The sequence below is a fragment of the Ensifer sp. 38_S197 genome, from assembly GCF_056924495.1.
On the sequence record NZ_JBXOVZ010000001.1, the window covers coordinates 124,607 to 150,937 of the forward strand.

At 60.7% G+C, this 26,331-nt stretch carries 24 protein-coding genes; 10 read left to right on the forward strand and 14 right to left on the reverse strand.

What is annotated here, in order from left to right:
• The first annotated feature begins 17 nt into the window (after positions 1–17).
• From AC1Z3V_RS00430 to AC1Z3V_RS00440, 3 genes are all read left to right on the forward strand, one after another.
• Positions 18–1,109 carry an IS5 family transposase gene (locus AC1Z3V_RS00430; protein WP_483496592.1) on the forward strand — a complete coding sequence of 364 codons (1,092 nt, stop codon included), beginning with the start codon at positions 18–20 and terminating at the stop codon, positions 1,107–1,109.
• A 178-nt stretch (positions 1,110–1,287) separates the two neighbouring features.
• Positions 1,288–2,346: an IS110 family RNA-guided transposase gene (locus AC1Z3V_RS00435; protein WP_483496593.1), complete on the forward strand. Its 1,059-nt coding sequence runs from the start codon at positions 1,288–1,290 to the stop codon at positions 2,344–2,346.
• A gap of 307 nt (positions 2,347–2,653) precedes the next feature.
• The gene (locus AC1Z3V_RS00440) at positions 2,654–3,022 is read left to right on the forward strand and encodes a helix-turn-helix domain-containing protein (protein ID WP_483496595.1); all 369 of its coding nucleotides are present in this window, start codon (positions 2,654–2,656) and stop codon (positions 3,020–3,022) included.
• A gap of 471 nt (positions 3,023–3,493) precedes the next feature.
• Here the strand turns inward: AC1Z3V_RS00440 and AC1Z3V_RS00445 are convergent, their stop codons facing one another.
• Positions 3,494–4,162 (reverse strand): pentapeptide repeat-containing protein, encoded by a 669-nt coding sequence (locus tag AC1Z3V_RS00445; protein WP_483499487.1) that lies wholly within the window; start codon positions 4,160–4,162, stop codon positions 3,494–3,496.
• Between the two features lie 274 nt (positions 4,163–4,436).
• Positions 4,437–5,366, reverse strand: a complete 930-nt coding sequence (locus tag AC1Z3V_RS00450; RefSeq protein WP_483496597.1) for a LysR substrate-binding domain-containing protein — start codon at positions 5,364–5,366, stop codon at positions 4,437–4,439.
• Positions 5,367–5,431: 65 nt separating this feature from the next.
• On the opposite strand from AC1Z3V_RS00450, the gene AC1Z3V_RS00455 reads away from it, so the two are divergent.
• The 4 genes from AC1Z3V_RS00455 (at position 5,432) to AC1Z3V_RS00470 (ending at position 9,958) form a co-directional block, all read left to right on the forward strand.
• A complete protein-coding gene (locus AC1Z3V_RS00455) occupies positions 5,432–6,052 on the forward strand; it encodes a LysE family transporter (protein WP_483496598.1) in 621 nt (206 codons plus the stop codon).
• 115 nt (positions 6,053–6,167) lie between these two features.
• Positions 6,168–7,565 (forward strand): aminotransferase-like domain-containing protein, encoded by a 1,398-nt coding sequence (locus tag AC1Z3V_RS00460; protein ID WP_483496599.1) that lies wholly within the window; start codon positions 6,168–6,170, stop codon positions 7,563–7,565.
• 186 nt (positions 7,566–7,751) lie between these two features.
• Positions 7,752–8,162, forward strand: coding sequence for a DUF983 domain-containing protein (locus tag AC1Z3V_RS00465; RefSeq protein ID WP_429817752.1), 411 nt, complete (start codon positions 7,752–7,754; stop codon positions 8,160–8,162).
• Positions 8,163–8,917: 755 nt separating this feature from the next.
• A complete protein-coding gene (locus AC1Z3V_RS00470; RefSeq protein ID WP_483496600.1) occupies positions 8,918–9,958 on the forward strand; it encodes a porin in 1,041 nt (346 codons plus the stop codon).
• Between the two features lie 92 nt (positions 9,959–10,050).
• Here AC1Z3V_RS00470 and AC1Z3V_RS00475 read toward each other — a convergent pair whose 3' ends face one another.
• The 7 genes from AC1Z3V_RS00475 to AC1Z3V_RS00505 form a co-directional block, all read right to left on the reverse strand.
• Positions 10,051–10,653 carry an alkylhydroperoxidase domain protein gene (locus tag AC1Z3V_RS00475; protein WP_483496601.1) on the reverse strand — a complete coding sequence of 201 codons (603 nt, stop codon included), beginning with the start codon at positions 10,651–10,653 and terminating at the stop codon, positions 10,051–10,053.
• Positions 10,654–10,675: 22 nt separating this feature from the next.
• Positions 10,676–11,293, reverse strand: a complete 618-nt coding sequence (locus AC1Z3V_RS00480; protein WP_483496602.1) for a CMD domain protein — start codon at positions 11,291–11,293, stop codon at positions 10,676–10,678.
• Between the two features lie 37 nt (positions 11,294–11,330).
• Positions 11,331–12,377 carry a putative FMN-dependent luciferase-like monooxygenase gene (locus tag AC1Z3V_RS00485; protein ID WP_483496604.1) on the reverse strand — a complete coding sequence of 349 codons (1,047 nt, stop codon included), beginning with the start codon at positions 12,375–12,377 and terminating at the stop codon, positions 11,331–11,333.
• A gap of 29 nt (positions 12,378–12,406) precedes the next feature.
• Positions 12,407–14,050 carry a dipeptide ABC transporter ATP-binding protein gene (locus tag AC1Z3V_RS00490; protein ID WP_483496605.1) on the reverse strand — a complete coding sequence of 548 codons (1,644 nt, stop codon included), beginning with the start codon at positions 14,048–14,050 and terminating at the stop codon, positions 12,407–12,409.
• Positions 14,047–14,913, reverse strand: coding sequence for an ABC transporter permease (locus AC1Z3V_RS00495; protein WP_483496606.1), 867 nt, complete (start codon positions 14,911–14,913; stop codon positions 14,047–14,049). The genes AC1Z3V_RS00490 and AC1Z3V_RS00495 overlap by 4 nt, the downstream gene beginning before the upstream one ends.
• Positions 14,910–15,854, reverse strand: coding sequence for an ABC transporter permease (locus tag AC1Z3V_RS00500; protein ID WP_483496607.1), 945 nt, complete (start codon positions 15,852–15,854; stop codon positions 14,910–14,912). Before AC1Z3V_RS00500 ends, AC1Z3V_RS00495 begins: the two co-directional genes overlap by 4 nt.
• Before the next feature lie 75 nt (positions 15,855–15,929).
• Complete coding sequence (locus AC1Z3V_RS00505) at positions 15,930–17,570, reverse strand: TIGR04028 family ABC transporter substrate-binding protein (protein WP_483496608.1); 1,641 nt, start codon at positions 17,568–17,570, stop codon at positions 15,930–15,932.
• Positions 17,571–17,905: 335 nt separating this feature from the next.
• Between AC1Z3V_RS00505 and galE the strand changes: the two genes are divergently transcribed.
• Positions 17,906–18,892 (forward strand): UDP-glucose 4-epimerase GalE, encoded by a 987-nt coding sequence (gene galE, locus AC1Z3V_RS00510; protein WP_483496609.1) that lies wholly within the window; start codon positions 17,906–17,908, stop codon positions 18,890–18,892.
• 51 nt (positions 18,893–18,943) lie between these two features.
• Here the strand turns inward: galE and AC1Z3V_RS00515 are convergent, their stop codons facing one another.
• The 4 genes from AC1Z3V_RS00515 to AC1Z3V_RS00530 form a co-directional block, all read right to left on the reverse strand.
• The gene (locus tag AC1Z3V_RS00515) at positions 18,944–19,969 is read right to left on the reverse strand and encodes an acyltransferase family protein (protein WP_483496610.1); all 1,026 of its coding nucleotides are present in this window, start codon (positions 19,967–19,969) and stop codon (positions 18,944–18,946) included.
• On the reverse strand, positions 19,969–21,252 hold the full coding sequence (locus tag AC1Z3V_RS00520; RefSeq protein WP_483496611.1) for an O-antigen ligase family protein: 1,284 nt from the start codon (positions 21,250–21,252) through the stop codon (positions 19,969–19,971). Before AC1Z3V_RS00520 ends, AC1Z3V_RS00515 begins: the two co-directional genes overlap by 1 nt.
• An 8-nt stretch (positions 21,253–21,260) precedes the next feature.
• Positions 21,261–22,532, reverse strand: a complete 1,272-nt coding sequence (locus AC1Z3V_RS00525; protein ID WP_483496612.1) for a polysaccharide biosynthesis/export family protein — start codon at positions 22,530–22,532, stop codon at positions 21,261–21,263.
• Between the two features lie 74 nt (positions 22,533–22,606).
• The gene (locus AC1Z3V_RS00530; protein ID WP_429817726.1) at positions 22,607–23,287 is read right to left on the reverse strand and encodes a sugar transferase; all 681 of its coding nucleotides are present in this window, start codon (positions 23,285–23,287) and stop codon (positions 22,607–22,609) included.
• 739 nt (positions 23,288–24,026) lie between these two features.
• Here AC1Z3V_RS00530 and AC1Z3V_RS00535 point away from each other — a divergent pair.
• The gene (locus AC1Z3V_RS00535) at positions 24,027–24,299 is read left to right on the forward strand and encodes an exopolysaccharide production repressor protein (RefSeq protein WP_483496613.1); all 273 of its coding nucleotides are present in this window, start codon (positions 24,027–24,029) and stop codon (positions 24,297–24,299) included.
• Positions 24,300–24,517: 218 nt separating this feature from the next.
• Positions 24,518–25,537, forward strand: a complete 1,020-nt coding sequence (locus tag AC1Z3V_RS00540; RefSeq protein ID WP_483496614.1) for a glycosyltransferase family 2 protein — start codon at positions 24,518–24,520, stop codon at positions 25,535–25,537.
• 58 nt (positions 25,538–25,595) lie between these two features.
• Here AC1Z3V_RS00540 and AC1Z3V_RS00545 read toward each other — a convergent pair whose 3' ends face one another.
• Positions 25,596–26,036 carry a hypothetical protein gene (locus tag AC1Z3V_RS00545; protein WP_483496615.1) on the reverse strand — a complete coding sequence of 147 codons (441 nt, stop codon included), beginning with the start codon at positions 26,034–26,036 and terminating at the stop codon, positions 25,596–25,598.
• Positions 26,037–26,331: the final 295 nt, after the last annotated feature.

Here is a 26,331-nt window from a genome sequence, read left to right on the forward strand (position 1 = left end):
TTTGCAGGGAACGGATGATGCGTGGGCAGCCGGGTTTTTGGGATTTGAACGAGCGTTACGAGCGCCTGAGTGCCGTCGGCGACCCTCTGGAGAAGCTCAACAGCATCATTCCCTGGGGTGTGTTTGAGAAGCCGTTGGCCAAGGCGCTGAAGCGCTCCGACGGATCGAAGGGTGGACGTCCACCGTTTCCGGCGGTGCTGATGTTCAAGATCCTGGTGCTGCAGGCGCTCTACAATCTCTCTGACGACCAGGCCGAGTTCGTCATCCAGGACCGGTTGTCGTTCATGCGGTTTCTCGGGCTCGGCCTTTCCGACAAGGTTCCGGATGCCAAGACGATCTGGCTGTTCCGCGAAAGCCTGGTACGAGCCGGTGCCATCGATAATCTGTTTGCCCGTTTCGACAAACATCTCTCACGGTCCGGCTACCTGGCCAAAGGCGGCCAGATCGTCGATGCAACGATCATCCAGGCGCCCAGGCAGCACAACAGCCAGGACGAGAAAGAGGCGATCAAGGCGGGCGAGATCCCGGACGAGTGGAAGGACAAGCCCGCCAAGCTTGCCCAGAAGGATCGAGACGCCCGTTGGACGGTGAAGTATTCCAAGGCGAAGCAGCCGACGGAAACGCCGACTTCAGCCGCGACCAAGCAGCACGACATCGCCATTCCGATGTTCGGTTACAAAAACCATGCCGGCATCGACCGGGCGCATGGGTTCATCCGGGGATGGACGGTGACGAGCGCGGCCGCCCATGACGGCGCTCAACTCAGAAACGTCGTCGCCAAGGACAACACCGCCTCGACCGTCTGGGCCGACAGTGCCTACCGCTCGAAGACCAACGAGGAGTGGCTGAAGGACAATGGCCTGAAGTCGGACATTCATCAGCGAAAGCCAAAGGGCAAGCCAATGCCGGACACGATGTCGCGGGCAAACGGACGACGATCAAAGATCAGGTCCGCCGTCGAGCATGTCTTCGCCCGGCAAAAGGACCAGATGAAACTCTTCATCCGCACGATCGGCATCAGCAGGGCGACGGTGAAGATCGGTATGGCCAATATCGCCTACAACATGCTGCGATACGTCTTCCACGAAGGACGCCGTGCCGCCGCGTGACGCTGGCCGCCCCGAAAGGGGCGATGACACCACGAGATCCAGCCCGAAATCGGAGGCAAATGCCGCCAACAGCCATCAGGCCGCGCCGCCGATCACCAATTCAGCGGTAATTCGAGCTGGGATAATCTGGCTTTGCGAGGCGACGGAGCTCCTTGTTGAGCGATAGGATCGCTCACTGATGAGAGAGGCGAAAGGAGAAGCCGCCGTGCATTACTCTGTCGGATTGGACGTGTCGTTGGAACAGACGGCCGTTTGCGTTTTGGATGAAGATGGCCGGGTCGTCATGGAGCGTAGCGTTGTCAGCCACCCTGATGACATCAGCGCCTGCCTTGCCGAACTGGCCGGGCCAATCCAGCGTGTTGGGCTCGAAGCCGGGCCATTGGCGCCGTGGCTCTACAGTGGCCTGGTGGACCATGGCCTGCCCGTGTTCTGCATCGAGGTTCGCCAGATGAAGGCGTTCGCCAAAGCCTCGCCGGTCAAGACGGATCGCCGTGACGCCCGCTTGATCGCCCAAGCCATGCGGACCGGCTTGTTCAAGGCGACGCATGTGAAGACTGATTATAGCCAGCGTATCCGGCTGCTGCTCCGGCATCGGCAATCGATGGTCCGCCGCAACAGGGATCTCATCAACACCGTGCGCGGCACGCTGAAGGCGTTCGGTATCCGAACCGGCGGCGGCAAGAACACGCTCTATGCACGCCGGGTTCGTGAGGCCGTTGACGATGCCGTCCTGCTGGCGATGACCGAGCCGCTGCTTGTCGCCTATGAAGATGGCCTGCGCACCCTGGCGAGGATCGACAAGATGGTGCTCGACATTGTGAAGAAGGACGCGGTTTGCCGTCTGTTGATGACTGTGCCGGGGGTCGGACCGGTGACGGCGCTCACCTTCCGCACCGGGATCGACGCTCCTTGGCGCTTCGATAGGTCGCGGCTGGTTGCTGCCGTCTTCGGCTTGACGCCGCGCGTGCATGCTTCCGGTGAAACGGAGCAACTCGGACGCATCACCAAATGCGGTGACGCGATGGTGCGGGCGATGCTCTACGAGGCGGCCAATGTCATGATGACCCGCTGCAGGGCGGACAACTGGCTGAAGTCCTGGGCGCTCGCCATCGCCCGTCGCCGCGGAGCCCGAAAGGCAAAGGTCGCGTTGGCACGCCGGCTTGCCGTGGTGCTGCATCGCATGTGGTGCGACGGAACCGAATTCTCGATGGAAAGGCCGATCACCATGAACGCCTGACCGAGATCGTCCATCACGTCTCGTCGTGAGAATGCGGAGAGCGTGTGGGCCTGAATGACTGCGTTGGAGTCCTCGTGACATTGCCGATCACGCTTTCGAGCTTGCAGCATTCAATCTCACCATTCGAACCGCCCAGAGTGGGGCGTCCATCGCGCCGACCCCGAACAGAAGCGTGAAACCCGCAGACGACGAGTACACAGGAACGGAGAAACCGTTGACCAATTACAGAAGGTCTCCAACTGATCAACACTGCCGACAAGCGTTACGAGGCACATTTAAAAGAGTTGAAGAAGAAGGAGAAAGAGTGATGGCTAAATCAGCAAAGGACGTTTTTGCCGAAACGATGACTCCCGAGATGATCGAGGCATCCGACCTACGGGCTAAGGAATTGCTCGAGGAATATGACACGCTTCAAAAACTGCGGAAAGCGCTCGACTTAACGCAGGAGCATATCGGACAGAAGATGGGTAAGAAGCAGGTTTCGGTCGCGCAGATTGAAAAGCGCTCTGATCTTCTTCTCTCAACACTCCGGGATTACGTGGAGGCTCTCGGTGGAGAGCTAGAGCTGGTCGTTAAGTTCAAGGACCATGCTCCTGTTCGCTTAGCGGGTATCGGCGAGAAGATTTTTTCGGAAGTTCCACGAAGGCCGAGCCGCTCCCGTCGTGTTACAGCTTAGCACTGCAGTGCGTGATCTGCGCCGTTTTCTGCATGCAGCTCCGAGATTGCTTCTTTTCTTAATTCAATTGAGTAAGCCGCTTTTAGTGGTTTTCGCTATCTAATGCCGCAATCCTGAAAGCCCTGGTTTCAATACCACCCGGACCGCGTTCAGATTAGCCATTTGTTCCGTCCGACGCTTTGGCGGCGCATCCCCACCGTGGCATCTGCCAGCCCAAGCATTGATGAAGGAGCCGCTGTTTTCCACGCCGGGATTGGGCACAAAAATAAGCCTCGGCTTTCCGGAGACTGGCTCCGCATGCCATAGCTCGCCTCGGGTGCGCCGTTTTCTCCGGAGACCGCGTCGATTTCGAAGCACGCGCGTGGCGAAGTCGCGCGAAATGCCGTCCGCCGTCATCACAATGAGTTTCCGCTGAAGTTCGATGTTCGAGCGTGGCGTATCGCGTCGATGTTCGGGGAGCAGCGGATATCCCTAGTCGGAGGCGCAGGGCCAGGCCGCTGGCGTGCGCAAGCCCGCAGGCAACTTGGTCGAGCTATCGCCACAGGTTAAGTCAATCTGCTCCTGTTCGAGCCCGGTCGCCTCGGAGAGGTTTACGCCCTCGATCCGCGTCAGGAACATGAAGGCGCCATCGAAGTCGATCGGACCTGTAAAGCTCGAGTTGGTAAAGCTGGCGCGCGACAGGTTGGCGTGTGTGAAACGGGTTCCGGTCAGCTCTGCCCTATCGAAATTGGCGCGCCCGAGTTCGGCTTTCTCGAAACTCGCACCCGTCAGCCGAGCTCCGGTGAAATTCGCACGCTGCAGTTCCGAATTGACGAAGGACGCCTTTTCGGCGGCGATACCCGCGAAATTGCAGCGATAGGCTTCGATCTTCGAAAAATTCGCGCCCTCGGCCAGGGCACCGGCTACCGATGATCGCACAAGCGTTGCTTTTTCCAGGTTGGCGCCTGTCAGATTGGCTCCGCGCAGATCGGTCAAGGTGAAATCCGTATTGACCAGATTAGCGTCTTGCAGATCGCTGCCGCCAAGCATGAGCGCCTTCTTGTTGCAATCGGTCCAGTCCGCTCCGGGTGTTGCCGAGTCCTTGCAACTGGCGGCGTGGCCCACTGCCGGCGCCGCAAGGGTAATGAGGCAAGCGGTCATCGCCGGTCCCAGCAGGTATTTCACCGTGCGTGCCGCGATTTTCAGCGTTTTCCGGCGCAGCGCCGTGGATTGGCGCGCCGCGCCGCACCCGTGGTCGAGATCGGTTTTGAGGATAGTCATGGCGCCGCTCCGGGACCCGCGGGTCGAATCGATTGTATTTCAGATGGCATACACTTCCCTCGGACGATCGGCATCACCGGTTGTGCGTGCTTCGCTGGTAAACGTATGACGTTGCTGCCCTTTATGCAAATGACAGAAATGAAAACGGTTTGTTTCAGATGCCGGCAGCCAGTAACCAGTCACGCAATTTGGCCTGCGCGCTCTGCGCGGTAATGGCTGCCGGCGCAAGCAGTTGGTAGACCGTTCCGTCCTCGTTAAATCCCATCGGCGCGGCCAGAATGCCGCTGTCGATGTCATCCCGGACGAGCTGCCACGGGCCGACTGCGACACCGATCCCGGCGATCGCGGCCTGAAGGCTGATGTAGAAGTGCTCGAAACTCTGGGAGCGTCGCCCGAGCGTGCGGCAGCCGGCGAGCCTTGCCCAGGTCTCCCACGCGTCCGGGCGGCTGCGCGCATGGAGGAGAACCGCATCGTGACGCAGTTCCGGCAAGCGATTTGCGTCTGATGGGGCGAAGAACGACATGACCTTGTCCGCGCGGCAGACCGGACCGACCCGCTCGCGAAACAGCGGGATCGCATGGACCCGCTCAGCCTGCTCGAAATCGTTCCGCCGTATGGCGAGATCGATGCCGCGTCCAAGTGTCACCGGACCGCCTCCCGCCACGAGATGTACGGGGACATCAGGGTGCTGGCGCTGAAAATCCGGAAGCCGCGGAATGAGCCAGCGCATCAAGAGCGTCGGCTCACAGGAGACCACCAGGGCCGGCACCCTCGCCTCCTCCTTGATTTCATGGACTGCTGCCTCGACCAGTGCGAACCCTTCGCGCACGGCCTGAGCGAGCTTGCGCCCGGCATCCGTCAAGAAGACGCGCCGGCTTCGCCTTTCAAACAGCGCCACGCCCAGGTCATCCTCGACGAGGCGAACTGCCCTGCTGACCGCGCCATGGGTGAGGTTCAGGGTGTCGGCTGCGCGGCTGAAACTCTCCAGCCTGGCCGCTGCCTCGAAGCAACGGAGCGCCGCCAAAGGCGGCAGCCGGATGCCATGAATCTGTGAATGTTGCTCACCAATGTTGTCAGAACTCATCGTTAGTCGCCGTACACGTTGTCCTCTAAAGTGCCACATCATCAAAGGAACGGGCAGAATTTACAATGGCAGAACTGTTAGCTGTGATCACAATTACCATGTTGGCTGTCGTCAGCCCCGGCCCCGATTTCGCGATGGTCACGCGCAACAGCCTCCTGCTCTCCCGGCGGGCCGGCGTCCTGACCGCGCTCGGGATCGGCGCAGGTGTCTGCATTCATGTCGCCTATACCATCCTGGGTGTCGGGCTCGTTGTTCGACAATCGATCCTTCTTTTCAGCATCTTGAAGCTTGGCGGTGCCGGCTACCTGGTCTGGCTTGGTTTCAAGATGTTGCGCGCGAGGCCAGCGGACTCCCTGGAAAGCGTCAACGTCCCGCCACTCTCCGATCTCGGTGCCTTGCGCACCGGTTTCTTCACCAATGCGCTCAATCCGAAAACGACTGTCTTCATCGTCAGCCTCTTCATGCAGGTGGTCGGACCGTCGACACCGCTCTCTGTGCAAATCGGCTATGGCGCGTTCATCGCGACGACCCATATCCTCTGGTTCGCCTTGGTGGCATTGTTCTTCTCCGCCGGTGCGGTGCGTATCCGCCTGCTTCGACTGCGGCACTGGATCGACCGCGTCTTCGGCACCCTGCTAGTGGGCTTTGGCGTGCTATTGGCGTCCACCAGTGTCACCAGGTCCTAGCGGCGCTGAATCGCTCCTGGGGGCGCCTACCTCGTTCAGTATCCAGGCGGTTGACTTGCCCATCACACGAAAGCATGCAATATCCATACAATCATAAAAGTCGGATATTGTAGTGATGAACGACGAACGCCTGCAGATCTCTTGGCGCCCCACCCTTCGCAAGTCGGATGGACCTCTCTATCTCGCGATTGCGGATGCGATTGCAGCGGATATCGCTGATGGCCGCCTTGTGGACGGCATCCGGCTGCCGCCGCAACGCGTGCTCGCCGAGGCTCTTGGAATCGATTTCACCACCGTCAGCCGCGCTTATAACGAAGCGAGGCATCGTGGCCTCGTGGAAGGTCGCGTCGGCCAGGGCACCTATATTAAGGCACGGCGCGCCAAGAATGCCCGTCCGGCGACCGGCGGCATAGTCGACATGAGCATGAACCTGCCGCCGTTGTTTGACGATCAAGCGCTTGCAGCAAGGCTCTGGGAGGACATGGCGTCACTTCAGGCCGAACACGCACTCGACCTCCTGATGCGCTACCAGGCGCCGGCTGGCACTCTGCACAACAGAGCCGTCGGCGCCGCCTGGCTGAGGCCGCGCCTCGGCGCGGCGCCGGTCGAGCGCGTACTTGTCTGCCCCGGCGCACAAGGCGCGCTGCTTGCAACGCTTAGTAGCTTGGCAAAGCCAGGTGACACCATATGTGCCGAGGCAATTGCCTACCCCGGCCTCCGGGCGCTTGCCGCCCATCTCGGCCTCACGCTGATAGGGATCGCCGTTGATGAAAAAGGTCTTATACCAGAAGCCTTTGATGAGCTATGTTCAACGCAAACATTAAAGGCACTTTATTGCAATCCGACACTTCACAATCCGACAACCGCCACGCTCCCGCTGGAGCGTCGCGAAGCGATCGTTGCCATCGCCAGACGGCACGGCGTGCCGATCATTGAAGATGACGCCTACGGCGCCCTGCCCGTCGCGCCGCCACCCGCACTTGCCGCTCTGGCGCCCGATCTCGTCTACTACATCGGGGGCCTCGCGAAATGCCTTTCACCGGCGCTCCGCGTCGCCTATCTCGTCGTTCCGGATAGCCGCAGTTCGGTCCGGATCGAGGGCGCCATCCGGGCGACCGCCGGTCTTGCTTCACCTCTCACAGCGGCGGTCGCGACCCGCTGGATCGAGGATGGGACGGCCGATGCAGTCCTCGCCGCGATCCGTAGCGAAACGGCCGTACGGCAACAAATGGCGGAAAACTTCCTTTCGAAGGACACGGCCGTTACCGACAAAAGCGCTTTTCACGTCTGGTTGCGCCTGCCGCAACCGTGGACACGCGGTGAGTTCAGCGGGCGGCTGCAGGCGGCGGGCATTGCGGTCGTTCCGAGCGACGCCTTTTCCCTCTGCCCACCCCCGGAGGCTGTACGCCTGGGGCTTGGCGCGCCAGCGACGCAAGAGGAACTGCGTCGCAGCCTGCTGATCATCGCCGATCTTCTCGGCCAGTCCCCGGCCGCATCGAGCCTCGTGGTCTAACGAGAGGCCTGACGTTTGCGGGCGAAATTGTCGCAGCAATGTATGCATACAATAAATTGACAATGTATGCTTTCGGGCGCTTAATCCCCTGGACCTGAGGCGGCGCCTGAAATGGCCGACCGCATACCAGGCAACATCGGCGCAACATCATGAATGCGCCGGACACGACGCCTGAAAGGAACGACGATGTCTTCGGATCACGATTGGCCGCCTATCCCGCCCATGCAGACCGGCCTGCGCGGCCGTTGTCCGCGCTGCGGACAAGGACACCTCTTCGAGGGGTTCCTGAAGATGCGCAAGGAATGCGAAGTCTGCGGCCTCGACTATTCTTTCGCCGACCCAGCCGACGGGCCTGCCTTCTTCGTTATCTGTTTTGCCTGCGTGCCAAGTGTGCTTCTTGGCGTCTGGCTCGAGGTTCAGTACAGCGCGCCACTCTGGGTTCACTTGCTGGTCACAGGCCCCTTCATGCTGCTGACATGCATTCCGCCGCTTCGACCCTTGAAGGGATGGCTCGTCTCAAGTCAGTTCTTCTACAAGGCTGAGGAGGGCAAGGTTGTCAGGCGCAGCGCAGATTCACGCGTCCCGACGACGCAGTAGCATCTGGCTGAGCCGCGCCTCGCCGCGGAGCCCTGCGACCGGTCGCCGATAGCGCGGCGACCGCCTCCAGTTACGGCACGCGTTATCAGGCGCCAGATGCCCTCACCGCAATCCGGAAGGCTGACCCCTTGTCCGATAAAGGGCGGCAATGATCGAACAGGGCTTTCTCCTTGGTATCAGCGCGGGCGTGAGGAACGCACCGGAGCCGGTGGCGCAAGAGTTCCTTTCCTAGCAGAGGCGCGACGTGTGGAGCCATAGCGCTCCGATCGCGAAGGGCCGGTTCGCGCCCTGAAATCACAAACCCCTAAAAAGTAATTGCGCCGCCAACTGTTGATCGTTGACGGCGCCGTTCACCGGAAGCCTCTCTTCTCAAAGGCCGGCTTTAGGTAAAATAGAGACAATAATCCGTCAATGTGGGGCCTCATGAAGTTTTTATGAGGGTTTTTTGTCAATTATATTCGTAACGATAAATATCGTTCGGATTCATTATTATTTTCCGCTCTTCGCATATATTTTAGAGACATATGAAAGTTGCCATAATGCAACACTATATAGCAATGAAATCCTCGGGAGATTCGAGGGGAAATTGTTACAAAACTGTCGTTTCACGGTGATAGCGCTGTCGCCGCTGCCCGCCGCGAGTCATCGTGGACGGTTCATTTCGTCGCAGCGCGAAGCGAGGTAGCCGGTAAATCTCTGGGGGACACCAGGGTCGGGCCTTGTTGACCTTGAAAACCATTAGAGAGATCGTCCGCATGAATATCAAAAGTCTTCTTCTCGGCTCCGCCGCTGCTCTCGCAGCGGTTTCCGGCGCCCAGGCAGCCGACGCAATCGTCGCAGCCGAGCCGGAGCCCATGGAATATGTTCGCGTTTGCGACGCTTTCGGCCCCGGCTACTTCTACATCCCGGGCACCGAAACCTGCCTCAAGATCGGCGGCTTCCTCCGCTTCCAGACCTCCTTCGGTCCGGATGAAGTCAACGGCCGTCAGGGCTGGGGCACGGCCGGCACCTCCGACTGGGATGCCTTCTCCCGCGCTTACATCTCGTTCTCTGCCAAGAGTGACACCGAGTACGGCACGCTCACCGGCTTCTTCGCTGCCGAATTCAACGCCGACAACGACACCGACGCCGGCGACAGCCGCATCGACGTCGACGAAGCCTACATCCAGCTCGGCGGCCTGAAGGCCGGTTTCTTCTACAGCTGGTGGGATAAGGGCCTGAACGGCGAGACCGACTCGATCGGCAACGTCACCGAATTCAACTCGATCGCCTACCTCTATGATGGCGGTTCGTTCCAGGCTGGTATCGCAGTTGACGAACTCGAAGGTTGGACCACTAAGGCCAACGGCGTTGGCATCGAAGGTATCGTTTCGGCTTCGCTCGGCGGCGTATCCTTCGATCTGCTTGGCGGCTACGACACCGAAGTCGAAGAAGGCGCGATCCGCGCCCTGCTTTCGGCAGAGCTCGGCCCGGGCACTCTCCAGGTCGCTGGCATCTGGGCTTCCGACCCGAACACCTATTGGCGTGCGTCGGAATGGAGCGTTGCAGCTTCGTACGCCTTCAAGGCCACCGACAAGCTGAAGATCACCCCTGGCGTTCAGTACTGGGATAGCCTGCGCACCGGCAATGAGTTCAACAACGACCTCGACAAGTGGCGCGCCGGCGTGACGCTCGACTATGCGATCACCGAAGGTCTGGCGACCCGTATTTCGGTCCAGTACAACCAGGAAGACCTGACGGCTACGACCGACCGCGATTACGTGTCGGGCTTCGTCCGCCTGCAGCGCAACTTCTAATTCGATCCCCATCGGATAATAAAAGGCCCGCGACCTCTGCCGAGGTTGCGGGCTTTGCTATAGCCAGCGAAAGCCGCCAGGTCCGACGTTAGTCAGTTGGCCGGAGTTGGCTCGCCCAGCGAAAGCATCAGACGGTTGGCCCAGTTGAAGAAGGCGGCCCCGTGGATCACGTCGGCGATTTCCAGCTCGTCAAGACCCGCCGCAGCCAACCGTTTAACGTGCTCGTCGCTGAGGGCCGGCGGTGTCGCAGTCAGCGCGACCGAGGCAGCAACGATCGCATTCCAGCGTTCGCCAAGTTCGGTATCCACCCCCTCATCCAGCAGCTTTTGCACGTCCTCGCCACGTTTCGAATGGTGAGACGCGAAACGTGAATGGACGGACGCACAGAAGATGCAGCCATTTGAGCGCGAGGCGGCCGTGGCCGCGAGTTCGCGCTCGGCACGCGGCAGGCCCGTGCGGGTGTTGTAGAAGATGTCCTTGTCCGTCTTCGTGCGTGCCTCCAGCACCTCCGGATCGCGCACCAGCAAACGAAAATAGGGAGACTTTGCGCGCGCAGCTTCGACAAGCCCAAGGAGGTGTCGTTCGGTGAGATCGTCTTCCGCTAAAGGCTGGAGCCAGGGTGTCCAACCGATCTCGGCTTGAGTGAAGGTTAGAGGAGGATTTGCTACGTCTGGGATGATGGCACGTTCGGTCATTGTCTCGGTTCCTCTCGATGACTTATGCGGCGGCACGCTTGGAAGCGGCCGAGAGCAGGCTGAGCCCGGCGATCACGCGAACCTGGAACGCGACGAACGAGATGAGTTGCGACAACGTGACGATGCCATCCGTCGTCCAGCCGGCATCAAGCAGCGCCTGCAACGCTTGCGGGCTAGCCTCGCGCGGGCGGAAGACGAGCAGATGGGCATGCTCCAACGCGGCTGAGAGCCTTTCGCCAAGCACGTCGCGGTTTGTGTCCGAGACGCGGTAAAGGGGGCCGGCCTTGTTTTCGACGCTCAACGGACCCGCGGGATAGTCGCCGTAGGGACCCGTCGCCCGCCCTGCCCCAATCTCCGCCTTCAATACTTCGACAAGCCAGCGGTCCGTACCGCTTTCCTCCAGCGGATTGACGTAGAATTCATAGATATCCGGCTGACGGTGCAGTCCAGCGATGAAGCTCGCAATCGTGTGCCGCTCCGCCAGGGAGACCTCGCCAAATGCTTTGGGTCGAAACAGCGCGAGATAGCTTTGCTGCGCCTGTTCTCGCGTTTCGGGCCGTTGGGCACGGATGCGGTCGAGGCTCGATCCTGGTGTGATGCCGGCGAGCAGATCGATGACGTCTGGTGGCACTTGGGTCATGCTTGGTCTCCTCTAAGGATGGATGCGGTGTTCGGCCTCAGCCGACGGCTCCGAAACGGCGCGAATGGAACTTCTCCTGCGGCGACCAGCCGAGCGCCGGTGCAACCTTGGTCGCGATCAGTTCGATCGAGCGCAGGATCAACGGGTGCGGCGGATCCACCGAGTGAACCTGGAACACGAGGTCGGTCACACGCTCCAGGGTTTCGTCGCGGCTGAGGCTTTCGATGACATCGTCCACCGATCCGACATGCACGTCGAAGGCGGCGATCAGATCGGCAAGGGAGTTGCCGGCAACCTTGTGGCCGGCGGCAATCAGGCGTTCTGCACCGCGGTTCAATCCGATCTCCGCCAGCCGCAGCGCTTCGGCGCGGCTATCGGCGACAAAAAGGCTGCGGGAACCGAGAATGCGCGGCGCGCGACCGGAGGGTAGCGCATGCAGATAGGCGTCAATGATCGGGTTCTGCAGTTCCGCCAATGTGGCATTCGGGTTGTCCTGTGGTCGCGGCTGCGTGCGCGAAAGCATCAGGCCGTCGCCAGCGCGACCGGCGCGCTCACCGCCGGCGACTGAGAAGGTCGCCTGCCAGATACGATTAAGCAGTTGCGGAGCTGCGGGATAGAGATGATCCCCGCCGGCAAGCGCTCGGCCGGCCCAGGCATCAAGCACGATTTGCAGATGCTGGCCAAAGACCGCACCACGCTCCGCGCTTTCAAGGCCGAAGGCGGTGAACGATGACGGCGTTCCACCTGTACCGAAGCCGACCTCCAGGCGGCCGCCGGAAAGCAAATCGAAAACCGCTGCATCTTCCGCCACCCGGATCGGGTTTTCGAGCGGCAAGGTGATGACGCCCGTGCCGAGGCGGATGCGCGTCGTCTCGGCAGCCACATGAGCGAGGAAAACAAGGGGCGCCGGCAAACCGCCCTCATCGGCATGAAAATGGTGCTGCGCCACCCAGGCCGTGTCGAAGCCGAAGCGCTCGGCCGCGACGATCTGCTCCTTGGCATAGTAATAGCGAGTGCCAGCGGGGACATCGTCGAGCAGGCGCGTGAAAAAGCCAAGGCGCTTGCGTGGGGTCGTCTCTGTCATGGTCAGTCCTGTCTATCGTTCCCGCTGCCTCAGGCCGCGGCCCGGCGGTTTTGCCCGGGAATGGCGTTGATCAGTTCGCGCGTGTACGCGCTTCTCGGGTGTTCGAAGACCTCCGAAACCGAGCCACCGTCGACGAGGCGGCCATCCTTCAGGACGGAAACGGTGTCGGATATCTGGCGGACGACGGCGAGGTCGTGGGAAACGAAGAGGTAGGTGAGGCCGAGATCGCTCTGCAGTTCCTGGAGCAGTGCGAGAATGCGCGCCTGGACGCTCACATCCAGCGCGGATACGGCCTCGTCCAGCACCAGCACCTGAGGATCGAGCACAAGCGCCCTGGCGATCGCGACCCGCTGGCGTTGACCGCCGGAAAGCGCGTGCGGCCGCCGTGCAAACACGTCTTCGGGCAACCCGACACGGGTGAGGATCACCCTCGCCTTTTCCTCGCGATCGGTACGTTTGAGCTTGCTGAAATTGAGCAATGGCTCCGTCACGATCTGCAGGATGCATTGGCGCGGATCGAGCGATCCGTAAGGGTTCTGGTAGACGAGCTGGATCTTGCGTCGAAACTGCCGGAGATCCTCACCAGTAAGGCGCGAGAGATCTGTCCCGTCGATGTCGATCCGCCCCGCAGTCGGTTTGTCGAAGCCAACGATACTGCGGATGGTCGTCGTCTTCCCCGAGCCGGATTCACCAACGATTGCGTGGGTCGACCCGCGGCGGACGCGAAAGCTCAGATCGTCGACGGCGCGAAGCCGGCTGCTGCCCTCGCCGGCAAATTCGCGAACAAGACCGTCCACGACGACAATATCGTCCTGAACGCCTGGAGGGCTTGAATGCGCTTCCGGTCGTGGCCTGGACACCGGCCGCGCAAAGGACGGTGCAGCCGCAAGCAGTTCTCGCGTGTAAGGGCTGCGCGGAGCCTTAAGAACGGCGCTGGCCGCGCCCTGTTCTTGAATTCGCCCGTTCTGGAGGACGACGATCCGATCAGCGCGGTCAGCCGCGACGCCGAGATCGTGGGTCACGAGGAGCACGGCGGTGCCGTACTCGGCTCGCAATTCATCGATGAGATCGAGAATGCGTTTCTGCACCGTGACGTCGAGCGCACTTGTCGGCTCGTCGGCAATGATCAATTGCGGTTTCAGGGCGACGGCGATCGCGATCAATACGCGCTGCCGCATGCCGCCCGATAGCTCGTGCGGGTACTGCCGTACTCTCAGTTCCGGCTCGCTTAGACCCACGCGCTCGAGAAGCGAAATGACGCGGCGGTTGATTTCGTCCGGGTGCAGTGCCCCGTGAATGCGGAAGATCTCGCCGATCTGCGCCCCGATGGTCTTGACCGGATTGAGAGAGTTTCCCGGGTCCTGCGGCACCAGGCTGATCCTGGCGCCACGTACCGTCTGCAGTTGCCGATCGGTCCACCGGGCAATGTCTGTCCCGTTGAGTTTAATGCTGCCGCGCTCCACGCGGCCGTTGGCGGCGAGTAGACCGATGATCGACTGCGCCGTGGTCGTCTTGCCCGAGCCGGATTCACCGACAAGGGCAACGACTTCGCCAGGATTGATGCGGAAGGAAACATCTTGGACGACGCGGCGTAGCGCAGCCCCATCATCATAGGCGATGCAGAGCCCCTCGACTTCGAGGACGGGCGGCACTTGTTGGTGGATTACGGTCATGCGGCGGCCTTTCCAAAGGATTGGCTGACCCGGTTGGCGGCCAATACGACGAGAACGACCACGACGCCGGGAGCCGTCGTCAGCCACCAGGCCGTCGAGATGTAATTGCGTCCTTCTGCGATCAGCAGCCCCCATTCGGGCGTCGGCGGTGGCGCGCCGTAGCCGAGAAAGCCGAGGGTCGAGATTTGCAGGACCGCTGAGCCGAATTGCAGCGATGCGAAGGCAAGAACCGACGTCAGCGAGTTCGGCAGAATGTGCCGCCAAAGCACCGATACAAAGGTACCGCCGCTGCCAAAGGCGGCTTCGACATAGTCGCTGCGGCGCACACGTACGACTTCGGCGCGCGCCAATCTGGCGAAACCAGCGACCGAGGTAACGCCGACGGCAATGGCCGCATTCACCGTGCCGAACCCAAGCAGGATGATGATGCTGAGTGAAAGCAACAGTGGCGGGATTGACAGGAAAACGTCGACGAGGCGCATGATCGCGTCGTCAAAGCGACGCCGGACCGAGCCGGCGACGACGCCGAGCCCTGTCCCGACGATAAGTCCGAGGCCAACCGCGACGAAGGCACCGGTCAGCGAATGCACGGCACCATGGACGATGCGGGCGTAGAGATCTCGTCCGAGTGCATCGGTCCCCAGCAGATGTTCTGCGGTCGGGCGCTTCAATTGCGCGCCCCCCACCCCCTCGAGCGGGTTGTAACCCGTGAAGAGCGAGGGGACGACCGCCCAGAGGAAAACTGTCGCCAGGATCAGCCAGGACAAGGCCAGTCCCGGAGGCACGCGGCGGAGCGTCGAGGCCGTACGAGAGCGCTGTCCTTCTGCGGCGGCGTCCTCGTGAAGTGTATCGAAGGTGGTCATGCGGCGGCTCCGATTTTTGTTCTCAGGCGCGGATCGAGCACGGGGAAAAGCAGGTCCACGGCGAGATTGATGATCACGAAGGCGAGCGCCGAGAGCACGACGATGGCCTGAAGGACGGCGGCGTCCTGGCTGCCGACGGCGCGTTCGGTCAAACCACCGATGCCGTTGAGCCCAAAGACGGTTTCCGTCACGACGGCCCCGGCGATCAGTTCGCCGAAGAGCACGCCGGCGATGGTCAATGTCGGGAGGAGCGCATTCTTCGCGACGTGCCGCCAGAGTATCCACTGCCGGTTGGCGCCCTTGGCGCGGGCAACGCCGACGAAGGGTCGCGTCATCACGTCGTCGATGTTGCGCACGAGCACCTGGGCGAGCGGTGCGGAGATCGGCACCGCCAGCGTGATGACCGGCAGGATCAATTCCTGCCAAGGGCCCGGATTGATGACCGGAACGAGCTTCAGGCGAAAGGAAAAGATCTGAATCAGCATGATCCCCAGCCAGAATGTGGGGATCGAAATGAAGAGTGAAGGAACGGACTGCAACGCGCCGCGCAGCCAGGCGAACGGCGTCAGGCTGGAAAGGAAGGCGATTAGGATCGCCAGCACTAAGGCAAGGAGGAAGCCAAGCGTGGCGAGCTTCAAGGTCGCCGGCAGATGAGCCGCAAGCAGACTGCTCACCGGCACACCGGCCTGAACGGAATAGCCGAAGTTGCCGGTCAGGAACTTGCCGATCGTGTGTGCGTACTGGACGACAACGGAGCTATCGGCCGCATAGGATGCCCGGATCTCGGCAACCTGTTGAGCGGTCAGCCCAAGATCGGGGTTCTGAAACTTGATGAGGATCGCGTCGCCGGGCATCGCCTGCAGCAACACGAAGGAGATCGTGAAAGCGGCCCACAGGACGAAGAGCGCCTGTCCAACACGATTGAGCAAATAGGCGGACATGATCCGTTCCTCTGCACGCAGATATCCAGATATCGGGAGTGGCGGCCACCGCGGGGCGCGGTGGCCGCGGGTCGATCAATGCTCGGCGAGCCAGGTGCTGTAGAAGCTCGGGCGACCGACCGCTTCAAAGGCGACGCCCTGGACATATGGCGCACCGGCATAGGCCTGCGGCTCCTCGAAGATCGGGATCGCATAGGCCTGGTCGACGACGTAATCCTGGATCTCGCCAGCAATCGCCAGGCGCTTTTCGCGGTTCGGTTCGGAGGCCAAGGCCTCGAGCAGACCGTTCAGCTTGTCGTCGACGAAGCTCTGGACCTTGTCGCTAAGCCCGCCCTTCTGGCGCAGTACGTCACGGTTCTTCGGATAGTACTGGCTCTTGATCACATCGGGGTCGGCGCGGCCGACCATGGCCGGCGAGACCGGCGTCTTGAGGGGATCGAGATCGTCGACCGTCTTGCTGCCGCTATCGCCGGCAAGCACGTTGAGCTTCACGCCCACCTTGCCCCATTGCTGGGCGACGAGTTGCAGCGTCTCCTTGTTTTGCGGCTGCGGCAGCAATTCATAGGCCGTCAGGACCAGTTCCTTGCCGTCCTTCTGGCGCAGGCCATTGGAACCAACCGACCAGCCGGCCTCGTCGAGCAGCGCCTTGGCCTTCTCCGGATCGAAAGCGAGCTTTGCCGAGATATCCTTGTAGCCGAGTGCCGAGGACGCGATGATCGAGGTCGCCCGCGGATAGTTTGCCGAAAACAGCGTCGCGACGATTTCCTTGGTGTCGGTCGCATGCAGCAGCGCCTGGCGCACCTTGACATCAGCCACCAGCGGATTGTCGGGTCGGAAAACAACGCTGTTGTTCACGCCGCGTGTCGATGGTGCATAGATCTGATAGTCCTGCGCCTCGACCTGGCTCTCGTCATAGGCCTGGACCTGGCGGATGAAATCGGCCTGGCCTGCAAGCAGCGCACCGATGCGGACGCTATCCTCGCCGGTGATGATGTAGGTGATGCCATCGAGATAGGCTCGCCCCTGGTGCTCGAGCTTCGCCGGCCCCCAATTGTACTCCTCGCGCGCCTTGAGTTTCAGTTCCTTGCCGATCGTCTCGCTCTCGACCACGAAGGGACCGGAGCCGATGATCTTGGTCGCGTCGCCAAGTTCTTCGAAGGGCAGCGCGAGCGTGCTTGCCGCCACGAGACCGGAACCGATCACCGATGTTCCCTGCAGGAAGCCCGGCGATGGCTTCTTGAAGTAGAATTTCACGGTCAGCGGGTCGACGACTTCACTACGTTCATAGTTGTTGATGACCTCGGAAACCGGTTGCTTCAGCGCCTTGTTGCCGAGACCGAAAACGTCGTAGTTCTTGGCGACCGCTGCCGCGTCAAGTGGTGTGCCGTCAGAGAAGGTGACGCCGGGGCGGATCTTGAACGTGTATTCGGTTGCATCCGCGTTGACCGTCCAGGATTCGGCAATCCACGGCTCGATCTCGAGCGTCTTCGGGTTCTGATAGGTCAGCTTGTCGGTGATCTGATTGAGGATACCGCCGTTCGGATAGAAACCGCCTGCGGGGGGATAGAGATTGGTATGGGCCTGCTGCTCCAGATAGATCAGTGTTCCGCCCTTGACCGGCTCCGCCGTGCCTTCGGCCCGGGCGCCAGGGTGGGCCAGGCTGGTCGCAGCAAGCATCGCCAGGGTAAGCGCAAGGCGTTTGAGTTTCGTCGTCATGAGAGCCTTCCTTCAAAAATCCGAAGGCAATGGTACGACTGTCGGCGCCATTATCAATTAAATCTAGTAAATTAATATGCTATATGTTTTCGCGGATGGGAAAGAAGCATCTCGCTCACGGGCCAGGCTGAGATAATTGTCCCCGGAGCGGACTTTCGCGCCGATCTCGACATGCCATGGAGTGGCTTGTCCTTGTGGAAAAACCGCCGCTCAGCCTGCCCGCCACACACGCGACATGGACGCATGCTTGATTGCTGCCGGCATTGACAATCCTGTCATTATCCGTTGAAAAATCTCGGCAATTCCTTTGAACCTCCCAGGGATCGAAAAGCATCATGGAAAGCAACAAAGTTCTCGTCGTCGGCGGTGCCGGCTATATCGGCTCGCACACTTGCCTCGAACTTGCCAACAAGGGGTTCGAACCCGTCGTCTACGACAACCTGTCGAATGGTCACGAGGAATTCGTCAAATGGGGCGTGCTCGAAAAGGGTGATATCCGCGACCGCCAGCGGCTTGACGACGTGCTTGCCCGCCACAAGCCGCGCGCGATCCTGCATTTCGCCGCGATGATCGAGGTTGGTGAATCGGTCAAGGACCCGGTCTCCTTTTACGACAACAACGTCATCGGCACCCTGACGCTGCTTTCTGCCGCGCTCGCTGCCGGCGTCGAAGCCTTCGTCTTCTCATCGACCTGCGCAACCTACGGCCTGCCGGAAAGCGTTCCGATCGACGAGCAGCATCGGCAGGCGCCGATCAACCCCTATGGCCGGACAAAGTGGGTGTGCGAGCAGGCGCTGAAGGACTACGGCCAGTACAAGGGCCTTCGTTCGGTGATCCTGCGCTACTTCAACGCCGCCGGTGCTGATCCGGAAGGCCGCATCGGCGAGTGGCATGAGCCCGAGACGCATGCGATCCCGCTTGCGATCGACGCAGCCCTTGGCCGCCGCCAAAGCTTCAAGATCTTCGGCACGGACTACGACACCCGCGACGGGACCTGTGTCCGCGACTACATCCATGTGCTTGATCTGGCCGATGCGCATGTGCGCGCCGTTGAATACCTGCTTTCCGGTGGCGACAGCGTCGAACTCAATCTCGGCACGGGTACGGGCACGACCGTCAAGGAGCTTTTGACGGCGATCGCCGATGTCTCCGGCCGCGATTTCAACATTGATTTGGTCGAGCGTCGCGAAGGCGATTCCACGACCCTGGTCGCCAACAACGACAAGGCACGCGACATTCTCGGCTGGGTCCCGCGATATGATCTGTCGGACATCACCCGCACCGCCTGGAACTGGCATTCGCGTCGCAACCAGGGCGCCTGATAAAGCGCTGAACCGGTGCGGCGCTTCGGTCGCCGCACCAAAAGACTTAAGCTAGGCCGCTTGCTGTAGTGGCTTCGACACGACCCGCGAGCGCAAACGTCGCGTCAGCGGCTTTTCGAAGAGAATGTAGGCTGCGACACCCAATGCCGTTCCCGCCACGACGGCGAGGAACGCCGATAGAACCAGGTCCACACCTGCCCTGGCACAGACCTTCACCACAACCGATATGGCGAAGGTATGCCAGAGATAGATGGAATAGGACGCATCGCCGAGCAGCATCGGCACCCCGCGCCCGCGAAACCAGCCACGGTCCTCAAGTGCCAATGTGCCGAAGACGAGCATGACGGCCAAGGGGCCAAGGACGAATTCGTCGAAGGGCAGACGAAACACCGCCAGCGCCGCAAAACCCGAAATCGCGATTGCGACAAGCGCCAAGCCGGCCTTGGTTCCTGGCACCCTGCCCCGCAGCCAAAGCTCGGCTATGATCATGCCGGCTACGAATTCGAGAATGATCGGCCGCGTGTAGGTGACGAACACCGTATTGTCGCTGTCGATGACATAGCCCAGCCCCACCAGCAGCAGGAAGCAGGCGGTGATCGCCAGCAGTCGCCGCGACCGCGGTACAAGCAGGGTCAAGGCAAAGAGGGCGTAGAAGAACATCTCGTAGTTCAGCGTCCACCCCTGGACGAGAACGGGCCAGACCTCGCCGGTGCTTGGGGATGACATCGGGACGAACAGCAGCGACGCCATCACGTGAGCGGGGCTGAGCACAAGATTGGGAAAAAGCCCGACAAGGCCGCCAAAGACCATCACGATCGTCGCGAGCCAATAGACCGGCGCGATCCTTTGCACGCGGTCTCGCAGGAAGGATAACGGCGACATCGACCGGCGCTCGCTGATCACCCACATGATGAAGCCGCTGATGACAAAGAAGACATCGACGCCGGCAGCGCCGATCGCGAAATGATGCCCCGTGCGCTCGGCCGCATGAAAGATGACGACGCCGAGCGCCGCAAAAGCGCGCAGATATTGGATGCCGTAGATTGTGGCCTTCACGCCCCCCGTGGTCCGATCCATCAGTACCTCAACTGCGGCATGCCATGCGGTGCGATCCGCGCGCTGCGGACCTCGGCCGGGCGCAATTCAGGCCGGACAATCGGCAATGTCAGTTTGCCGGCGGCGAAATAGAGCAGGAACGAGCCGACGTGATAGGGGTTCATGATGTCGATCTCGACGAAAGAGCGCACCAGCAGCAACATCGCGACGCCGAAGAGCACCGAGGACTGGGTGTCATCGTCCTCAGTCAGGAGGCGCTTGACGTGGCCGAGCACCGTCGTCAGCAGAATGCCCGATAACAGCACAAGCCCGATAGCACCGGTTTCCACGATCGCCTCGATGTAGGTGTTGTGGAAGTGAAACCCTGAGCGCGTCGCGATGTAGAACTCTTCCCAAAGGCGCTCGGCCTCCGAGAAGCCCTGTACCCAATAGGCCTGGTAGCCAACGCCCACCAAAGGTGAGGCCATGGCTGCTTCAATGCCCTGCTGCCAGAGATAGGTGCGCCCGGTCAGCGTCGAGTCCTTGCCGAACAGGCCGAGCACTAGATCGACGCCGCCACCGTAGATACCCGCGACCGCAACCAAGGCGCCGCAGATGACGGCAGCAAGAAACAGGCCCTTGCGGTGGCCGGGCGAGAGCAGCCCGACGACGCGCATGCCAAGCCAGAGCCCGATAATCACGGCGGTGGTCAAGACGGAAGTGGCCGATTGTGAGGCGAGCAACGAATAGGCCGCAAGCAGTCCGACTGCGGCGGATGCGAAGAGCCACAGGCGTCGCTCCCCAAGGGCGACAGGCGCGATGAAAGCGAAATAGATGCCGAGCGAGGCGTAGAAACCCAACTGGTTCTTCGAAGCGAAGGCGCCGACGAAGCTGTATGTGCCGTCGAGCGGATCCAGATGGTAGACGCCAAAAAGCAGCGAATAAACGAGTACGATCCCGGTCCCCGCGATCGCACCGCGCGTCAGCGTTTTGATGTCGATGAGCCTCATGGCGATCAGGGCGCAAACCACATGCGACAGATATTGGATCCCGGTGCGGGCCGTCATCGCGGGTGCTGCCGACCAGAAGACCGACAGGCAGGCAAAGACGGCAAAGCCGAGGATCCAGAGACGCCTGCCGTAGTTGCCGAGCACGCGACGATAATCGACAAGAACAAGCGGCAGCCACAGTCCGTAGTAGAGCAGGATCGACGCCTGCCCGAAGCGTGACGAATAGGCGAAGACGAAAAACGACAGCGCAATCGCAACGGTGCCATAGGCGCCGTTGCGGTCAGGCGATATCAAGCTCGACTTCGCAATTTTCACGGCCGATCCTACTGCGTCGCGAGGTTGGCTTGAACCTTGATGACGTCACCGGGCAACACCGCCGTGTTTTCATCGGCAGGGATCTCGGTCGGCTTGCCGTCACGCTCGCGGATGATCGAATAGGCGATGACGGCATCTTCCGTATTGTTCTTCGATTGTGCCGCTTCTGCCGATTGCAACAGCGCTTCTGCCATCAGGTCGCGGCTGGTGCCGAGCTTCAGTTGCAGCGTGTCGAGTTCGGCTTCGGTGTTCTGGAGATCCTGCGCCAACTGCGCATCCCAGTCGTTGCGAAGATTGGTCTCGTCCTGTGCCGCCTTGCTGGCATCTTGCTTCGCCTTGAGCGAGGCCGTGTCGATGTCAAGCAAAGCCGCCTGCAGTTCTGCTACCCGCTGCTCCAGCGACAGCTTGCGCTGGCTGAGCGCCAGCCCCTTTTCGGCCAGGCTCTCGACCTTCTCGCGATCTTCCACCACCAGCTCCATCTGGCGGTTCTGTGTTTCCGACTTCTTTGTCAGCGACTGGATTTCGCTTTCCAGCAACGACTTCAAGTCGGCGAGTGACTGCAATTGCAGCTTCTGCTTCCGGTCGCGCGAGTTCATCAGGGCCGTCTCGTTCGCAAGAAGCTTGTCGATGCCCGGCACGCCCTGGAGGTCCTTCGGCAACTCGATGTCCTGCTTGTTGGCAATCTCCGCCTGAAGCCGCGCGCGCCGGATCAGCAGCCTGTTGCGTTCGGCCGTCTGTACGCTCAATTCGCCATGAGCGTTGATGTAGTCGCGGGCGAAGCGTTGACCGCTTTCGGAGCGACGCAATCCGCCGCCGAGGCTTATCGCTTTCAGCACCGTCAGATTGGGTGCGTAGGGATATTCGCCTGGCTTTTCAACCTCGCCCGATAGATAGAGCGGGCGGTATTGTGCGAGTTCGACGGAGGCGGATGGGCGATCGCGCAGGCCAAACAGGGTCTGCATCTTCTCGCCGATCGCTTCACCGACCTCGGCGGTCGTCTTGCCGGCCGCCGGGAGATCGCCGATGAACGGCAACGACAGTGCGCCGGACGGCCCAACGGTATATTCACCGGTGACGACCGACCAATCGCGCACCGCGCCTTCAGCGGTCTGCCACTCGGCGACGCGGATTTTGAGCTTGTCCATGGTGCCAAGTTGATATTCCTCGGCTCGGACCTGAGCGGCCCCGAGGACCAAAGCGCCGGCCAGGACCGTGTGGTGAAGGAAACGAGACACCTTGCGGGAAATCCGGGACTTCCCTGACGGAGCATGTTTGTTCATATGAGCTTCCCGTTAAAAGACGCCGATCCCGCGGCCGACCTTGTTGGGCCGGGCGGGAGTCAAAGCGCTGATCGTCAGTAGCTGCCGCGCGAGAAGCAAACGGCTGGAATGGTCTTCACGACGATGGAGACGTCGCTGAGCAAGGACCAGTTCTGGACATAGTGGGTATCGAACGCGACGCGAGCCGCGTAGGAAACGTCGTTGCGCCCGCTGATCTGCCACAGGCCGGTCAGACCGGGACGCGATTGCAGGTAGTAGACGGCAGCACTGTCATAGAGCTCCAGCTCATCCTGCACCACCGGCCGAGGGCCGACGATGCTCATTTCACCGCGCAGGATGTTGATGAGCTGTGGCAGTTCGTCGAGGCTCAGCTTGCGCAACACGCTGCCGACGACAGTGACCCGCGGGTCATCCTGCAGTTTGCGTGTCGCACGCCACTCCTCGTAAGCGGCTGGATTGTTCCTAAGATGCTCTTGCAGAATCCGGTCGCCGTCCGCCCGCATCGTGCGGAATTTCAGACAACGGAAAGGCTTCCCGTTGTGACCGATACGGCGATGGCCATAGAAGACGCTGCCGCCGTCAGAGAACTTGACGAGCGCAACCAGCATCAAAAAGAGCGGGCTCAGAAAGACGAGCGCCAGTGAAGCGGCAAAAATATCGAAGCCACGCTTCGAAATACCACCCACGGGCTTGAGCGCCGCAGTCTCTGCGGCACTGAAAAACGGCGAATTGGCCGATCGAGTCGCAGACTTCATAGAGATGACTCCATTTACGTTGGCGAATGGTCGGTCCCCCGAAAGGGAGCACTCATTATTCAAGGGAGAGTGTGTGGTGAGAATTTGTCTTTTGAAGGCAAAATAATGGCCGGCACCCGCAAGGCGCCCTAATGACGAATATCACTGATTTGGAATATATAATATTTCCATCCCGTGAGACGATATATTATCAGACGACGAAGTCTTACGTTCGGCGCTTTCGTGTATTGTATTCAAGGCGCACAATTGCGTTGCGATAAAGCCAATATATCTTGGTATCTGTTATGTTTGCCTTCACCTGCAATCACGTGTTTTAGCCCCGATGAAAATTGACAGGCGTCAGTCTTTCCAACGAAATGCTGCGTTGCAACAAGGTTTTGCACCGCACGCGCAGCGAGACACCAAAAGTTAATTTTGTAACAAAAGGTGATGTCAATCGCTATGCAAACAGCAACCAGTGGGCGGTGCGGGCCTGACAAAACGCCGGATGGTGGAGGAATTGCCTTAGGATTGCCATGGAATCACAAAGGCCGATCGACGCGGGATCGAAAAACGGCCAATTTGATTCGTATGCTGGTGTTCTAAACGCGACATAAAGACTTTGGAGGCAGAGTGGCAGCAGGATGCGGGCTTTTGGCGGTTGAAGCGAAAGGGCGCTGCCAATATATTGGAACTCTGAGGAGGAAAGGCCGAACTCCGATGACTACATCGTCGACATTACCGAGTGCGAGGTAGCGCTATGTACGCACCGCGCGTCCTTGCGAGCATGCTCGGCGCACTCGCCGTATTTGCGATCGTTACCTATTTCCTAAACGGTTCACTGGCGTCGACACTTCTCCAGACCGCCATATGCGCCGTGCTGATGCAGGTCGGCTATTTCCTGGCCGTGCTTTACCTCGTCTGGAAGAAGACGCGGGAAAAGGAAAGACAGGCCGCCGCGTTGATGCAATTGGCTGGCGACGAGAAGGCGGCGCCGCGTAGCCTTGATCGCCCCGGGCATTTCAATCGGTGATCCCGACCGGGCTTGCAGTCGGCTGACGGCAGCGATCCACCAGAAAATCTTATCTTTGACGCGTTTGCGACACGATCGCCCTGCATGGTTCGGCCGTCGCCATCGTCGGCGACGTGACGTGGCCGATCTGACCCAAAAGCAGGCCACGCTGAACGGAAGTGCCGCAGCGAACGTAAAGACCAGTGCGCTGCCGGCAAGACACGATGCTGGAGGCCCTTATGACCACGGACGTCTGCGTCATCATCGCCGCAAAGAATGCCGAGGCGACCATCGCCCGAGCCGTTGCGTCGGCCTTGGCGGAGCCGGAAAGCGCCGAAGTGATGGTTATCGACGACGGCTCGACGGATGAAACCGAGGCGGCTGCACGCTTAGCCGATGACCTGAGCGGACGCCTGACGATCGTCCGCTTCGAAAGCAATCGTGGACCGTCGGCCGCGCGCAACCATGCCATTTCGATCAGTCGCTCACCGGTGCTTGCTATCCTCGATGCCGACGATTTCTTCCTGCCGGGTCGCCTCGGCCGGTTGCTCGCGGAGGATGATTGGGACTTGATTGCCGACAACATCGCCTTCATGGACGAGGCCGCAGCGAGCGACGTCGCCCGGAAGATCGATGACTTTCAACCGCAGCCTCGGCTCCTCGGCCTTATCGATTTCGTCGACGGCAACATCTCCCGGCGCGGCATGAAGCGCGGTGAGGTCGGGTTCTTGAAGCCGTTGATGCGCCGCGACTTTCTGGATGCTCACTCCATCCGCTACCAGGAAACGCTTCGGCTGGGCGAAGATTACGATCTCTATCTTAGCGCTTTGGCCAAGGGCGCGCGCTACAAGGTCATTCGCAGTTGCGGCTATGCCGCAATCGTTCGCAGCAATTCCTTGAGCGGCAGTCACCGCACCGAGGATCTCAAACGGCTCTACGAGGCCGACCGGACTATCCTCGCGGCGAACAGGCTGGAGAGCGCAGCGGAGGCCGCGATCCGAAGACACGAGCGACATATCAGGGGCCGTTACCAGCACCGGCACTTTCTTGATCTGAAGAGAGAACGCGGCGCAGTTGCCGCAATAGGTTACCTTCTGCGGCAACCCGATGCTGTTCCCGCCGTCACGGCCGGCATTCTTGCCGACAAGACCGAGCGCTTCAGGAGGTCTCGCTCGGATGCTCCGGCCGCGCTCGGCGGCGCCGGAGGGTTGCGTTATCTCCTTCCCGTAACTGCAGACGGCCAAGCGTCCAATCGTTAAGTTTCCACTCCTGCCTATCCGGGGGCCTATCCGGGGGCTGGCGAACGGGTGACACTCCCTACTTCATCGTGATGGTCATCCCGCTGACATCGGCGTTGACTTGCAGGCCGACCTGCTTGCCTGAGAGTTCGAGTTCGGCGCCCTTGTCGTTGGTCATGACGATCACCTGGGCCCCTTTACCGAGCGCACCACCACCGCCTGCCGCGCCGTAGACCCCCGTCACATCTCGAGCGCGCCGAATGTGGCGCACGGTGCCGTGGAAATAGGTCTTAGAAGCCCCGAAGGCGAGGCCGCCCGAAATGCCGCCAACCGTGATCGGGTAGCGGTGACCATGGAAGGTGAGCGTACCCTCGCCTCCGGCGCCACCCACGAAGAAAGCGGCCTTGTAGATGGCGAAGCTGATCTTGCCGGTGTCGGCGTGCGCAGCGCTGGCAATGCTGATTCCCGCCGCGGCGATAACGGTGACCGCGACTGAACGGAAGCTGGACGAGATTTTCATGATGAGAGCTCCTCAATTGTCGCCGCGAACCCGGCGGGCCGGATACGTCAGCGTCTTATCAAAGTTACAACTGAACAGCCCGGGCGGACATTAGTTCCGCCCCCGTGAACTGATTTTCGGCGGGGCTGGCCCCTCACGACAAGCCGCTTCTGTTGAGTGTGCCTGCGGCATCCGATCCCTGAATGGATGGATGCGACTGAGTCCGCGTGCTGATCCTTGCCCGGATTCATTTTTTGGATCGAAACCAATGGCTTAGGCAGGAGCCATTCCGTCGCGGCTTGGCAACAGGACGGCA

Coding starts and splice junctions, on each gene's coding strand:
- AC1Z3V_RS00455 (WP_483496598.1), top strand. CDS start 5,432: ATGGCAGAACTGTTAGCTGTGATCACAATTACCATGTTGGCTGTCGTC.
- AC1Z3V_RS00515 (WP_483496610.1), bottom strand. CDS start 19,969: ATGGATCGGACCACGGGGGGCGTGAAGGCCACAATCTACGGCATCCAA.
- AC1Z3V_RS00500 (WP_483496607.1), bottom strand. CDS start 15,854: ATGTCCGCCTATTTGCTCAATCGTGTTGGACAGGCGCTCTTCGTCCTG.
- AC1Z3V_RS00440 (WP_483496595.1), top strand. CDS start 2,654: ATGGCTAAATCAGCAAAGGACGTTTTTGCCGAAACGATGACTCCCGAG.
- AC1Z3V_RS00485 (WP_483496604.1), bottom strand. CDS start 12,377: ATGACAGAGACGACCCCACGCAAGCGCCTTGGCTTTTTCACGCGCCTG.
- AC1Z3V_RS00445 (WP_483499487.1), bottom strand. CDS start 4,162: ATGACCGCTTGCCTCATTACCCTTGCGGCGCCGGCAGTGGGCCACGCC.
- AC1Z3V_RS00430 (WP_483496592.1), top strand. CDS start 18: ATGCGTGGGCAGCCGGGTTTTTGGGATTTGAACGAGCGTTACGAGCGC.
- AC1Z3V_RS00525 (WP_483496612.1), bottom strand. CDS start 22,532: ATGAACAAACATGCTCCGTCAGGGAAGTCCCGGATTTCCCGCAAGGTG.
- AC1Z3V_RS00435 (WP_483496593.1), top strand. CDS start 1,288: ATGAGAGAGGCGAAAGGAGAAGCCGCCGTGCATTACTCTGTCGGATTG.
- galE (WP_483496609.1), top strand. CDS start 17,906: ATGGAAAGCAACAAAGTTCTCGTCGTCGGCGGTGCCGGCTATATCGGC.
- AC1Z3V_RS00505 (WP_483496608.1), bottom strand. CDS start 17,570: ATGACGACGAAACTCAAACGCCTTGCGCTTACCCTGGCGATGCTTGCT.
- AC1Z3V_RS00450 (WP_483496597.1), bottom strand. CDS start 5,366: ATGAGTTCTGACAACATTGGTGAGCAACATTCACAGATTCATGGCATC.
- AC1Z3V_RS00495 (WP_483496606.1), bottom strand. CDS start 14,913: ATGACCACCTTCGATACACTTCACGAGGACGCCGCCGCAGAAGGACAG.
- AC1Z3V_RS00460 (WP_483496599.1), top strand. CDS start 6,168: ATGAACGACGAACGCCTGCAGATCTCTTGGCGCCCCACCCTTCGCAAG.
- AC1Z3V_RS00470 (WP_483496600.1), top strand. CDS start 8,918: ATGAATATCAAAAGTCTTCTTCTCGGCTCCGCCGCTGCTCTCGCAGCG.
- AC1Z3V_RS00530 (WP_429817726.1), bottom strand. CDS start 23,287: ATGAAGTCTGCGACTCGATCGGCCAATTCGCCGTTTTTCAGTGCCGCA.
- AC1Z3V_RS00490 (WP_483496605.1), bottom strand. CDS start 14,050: ATGACCGTAATCCACCAACAAGTGCCGCCCGTCCTCGAAGTCGAGGGG.
- AC1Z3V_RS00545 (WP_483496615.1), bottom strand. CDS start 26,036: ATGAAAATCTCGTCCAGCTTCCGTTCAGTCGCGGTCACCGTTATCGCC.
- AC1Z3V_RS00535 (WP_483496613.1), top strand. CDS start 24,027: ATGTACGCACCGCGCGTCCTTGCGAGCATGCTCGGCGCACTCGCCGTA.
- AC1Z3V_RS00475 (WP_483496601.1), bottom strand. CDS start 10,653: ATGACCGAACGTGCCATCATCCCAGACGTAGCAAATCCTCCTCTAACC.
- AC1Z3V_RS00480 (WP_483496602.1), bottom strand. CDS start 11,293: ATGACCCAAGTGCCACCAGACGTCATCGATCTGCTCGCCGGCATCACA.
- AC1Z3V_RS00465 (WP_429817752.1), top strand. CDS start 7,752: ATGTCTTCGGATCACGATTGGCCGCCTATCCCGCCCATGCAGACCGGC.
- AC1Z3V_RS00540 (WP_483496614.1), top strand. CDS start 24,518: ATGACCACGGACGTCTGCGTCATCATCGCCGCAAAGAATGCCGAGGCG.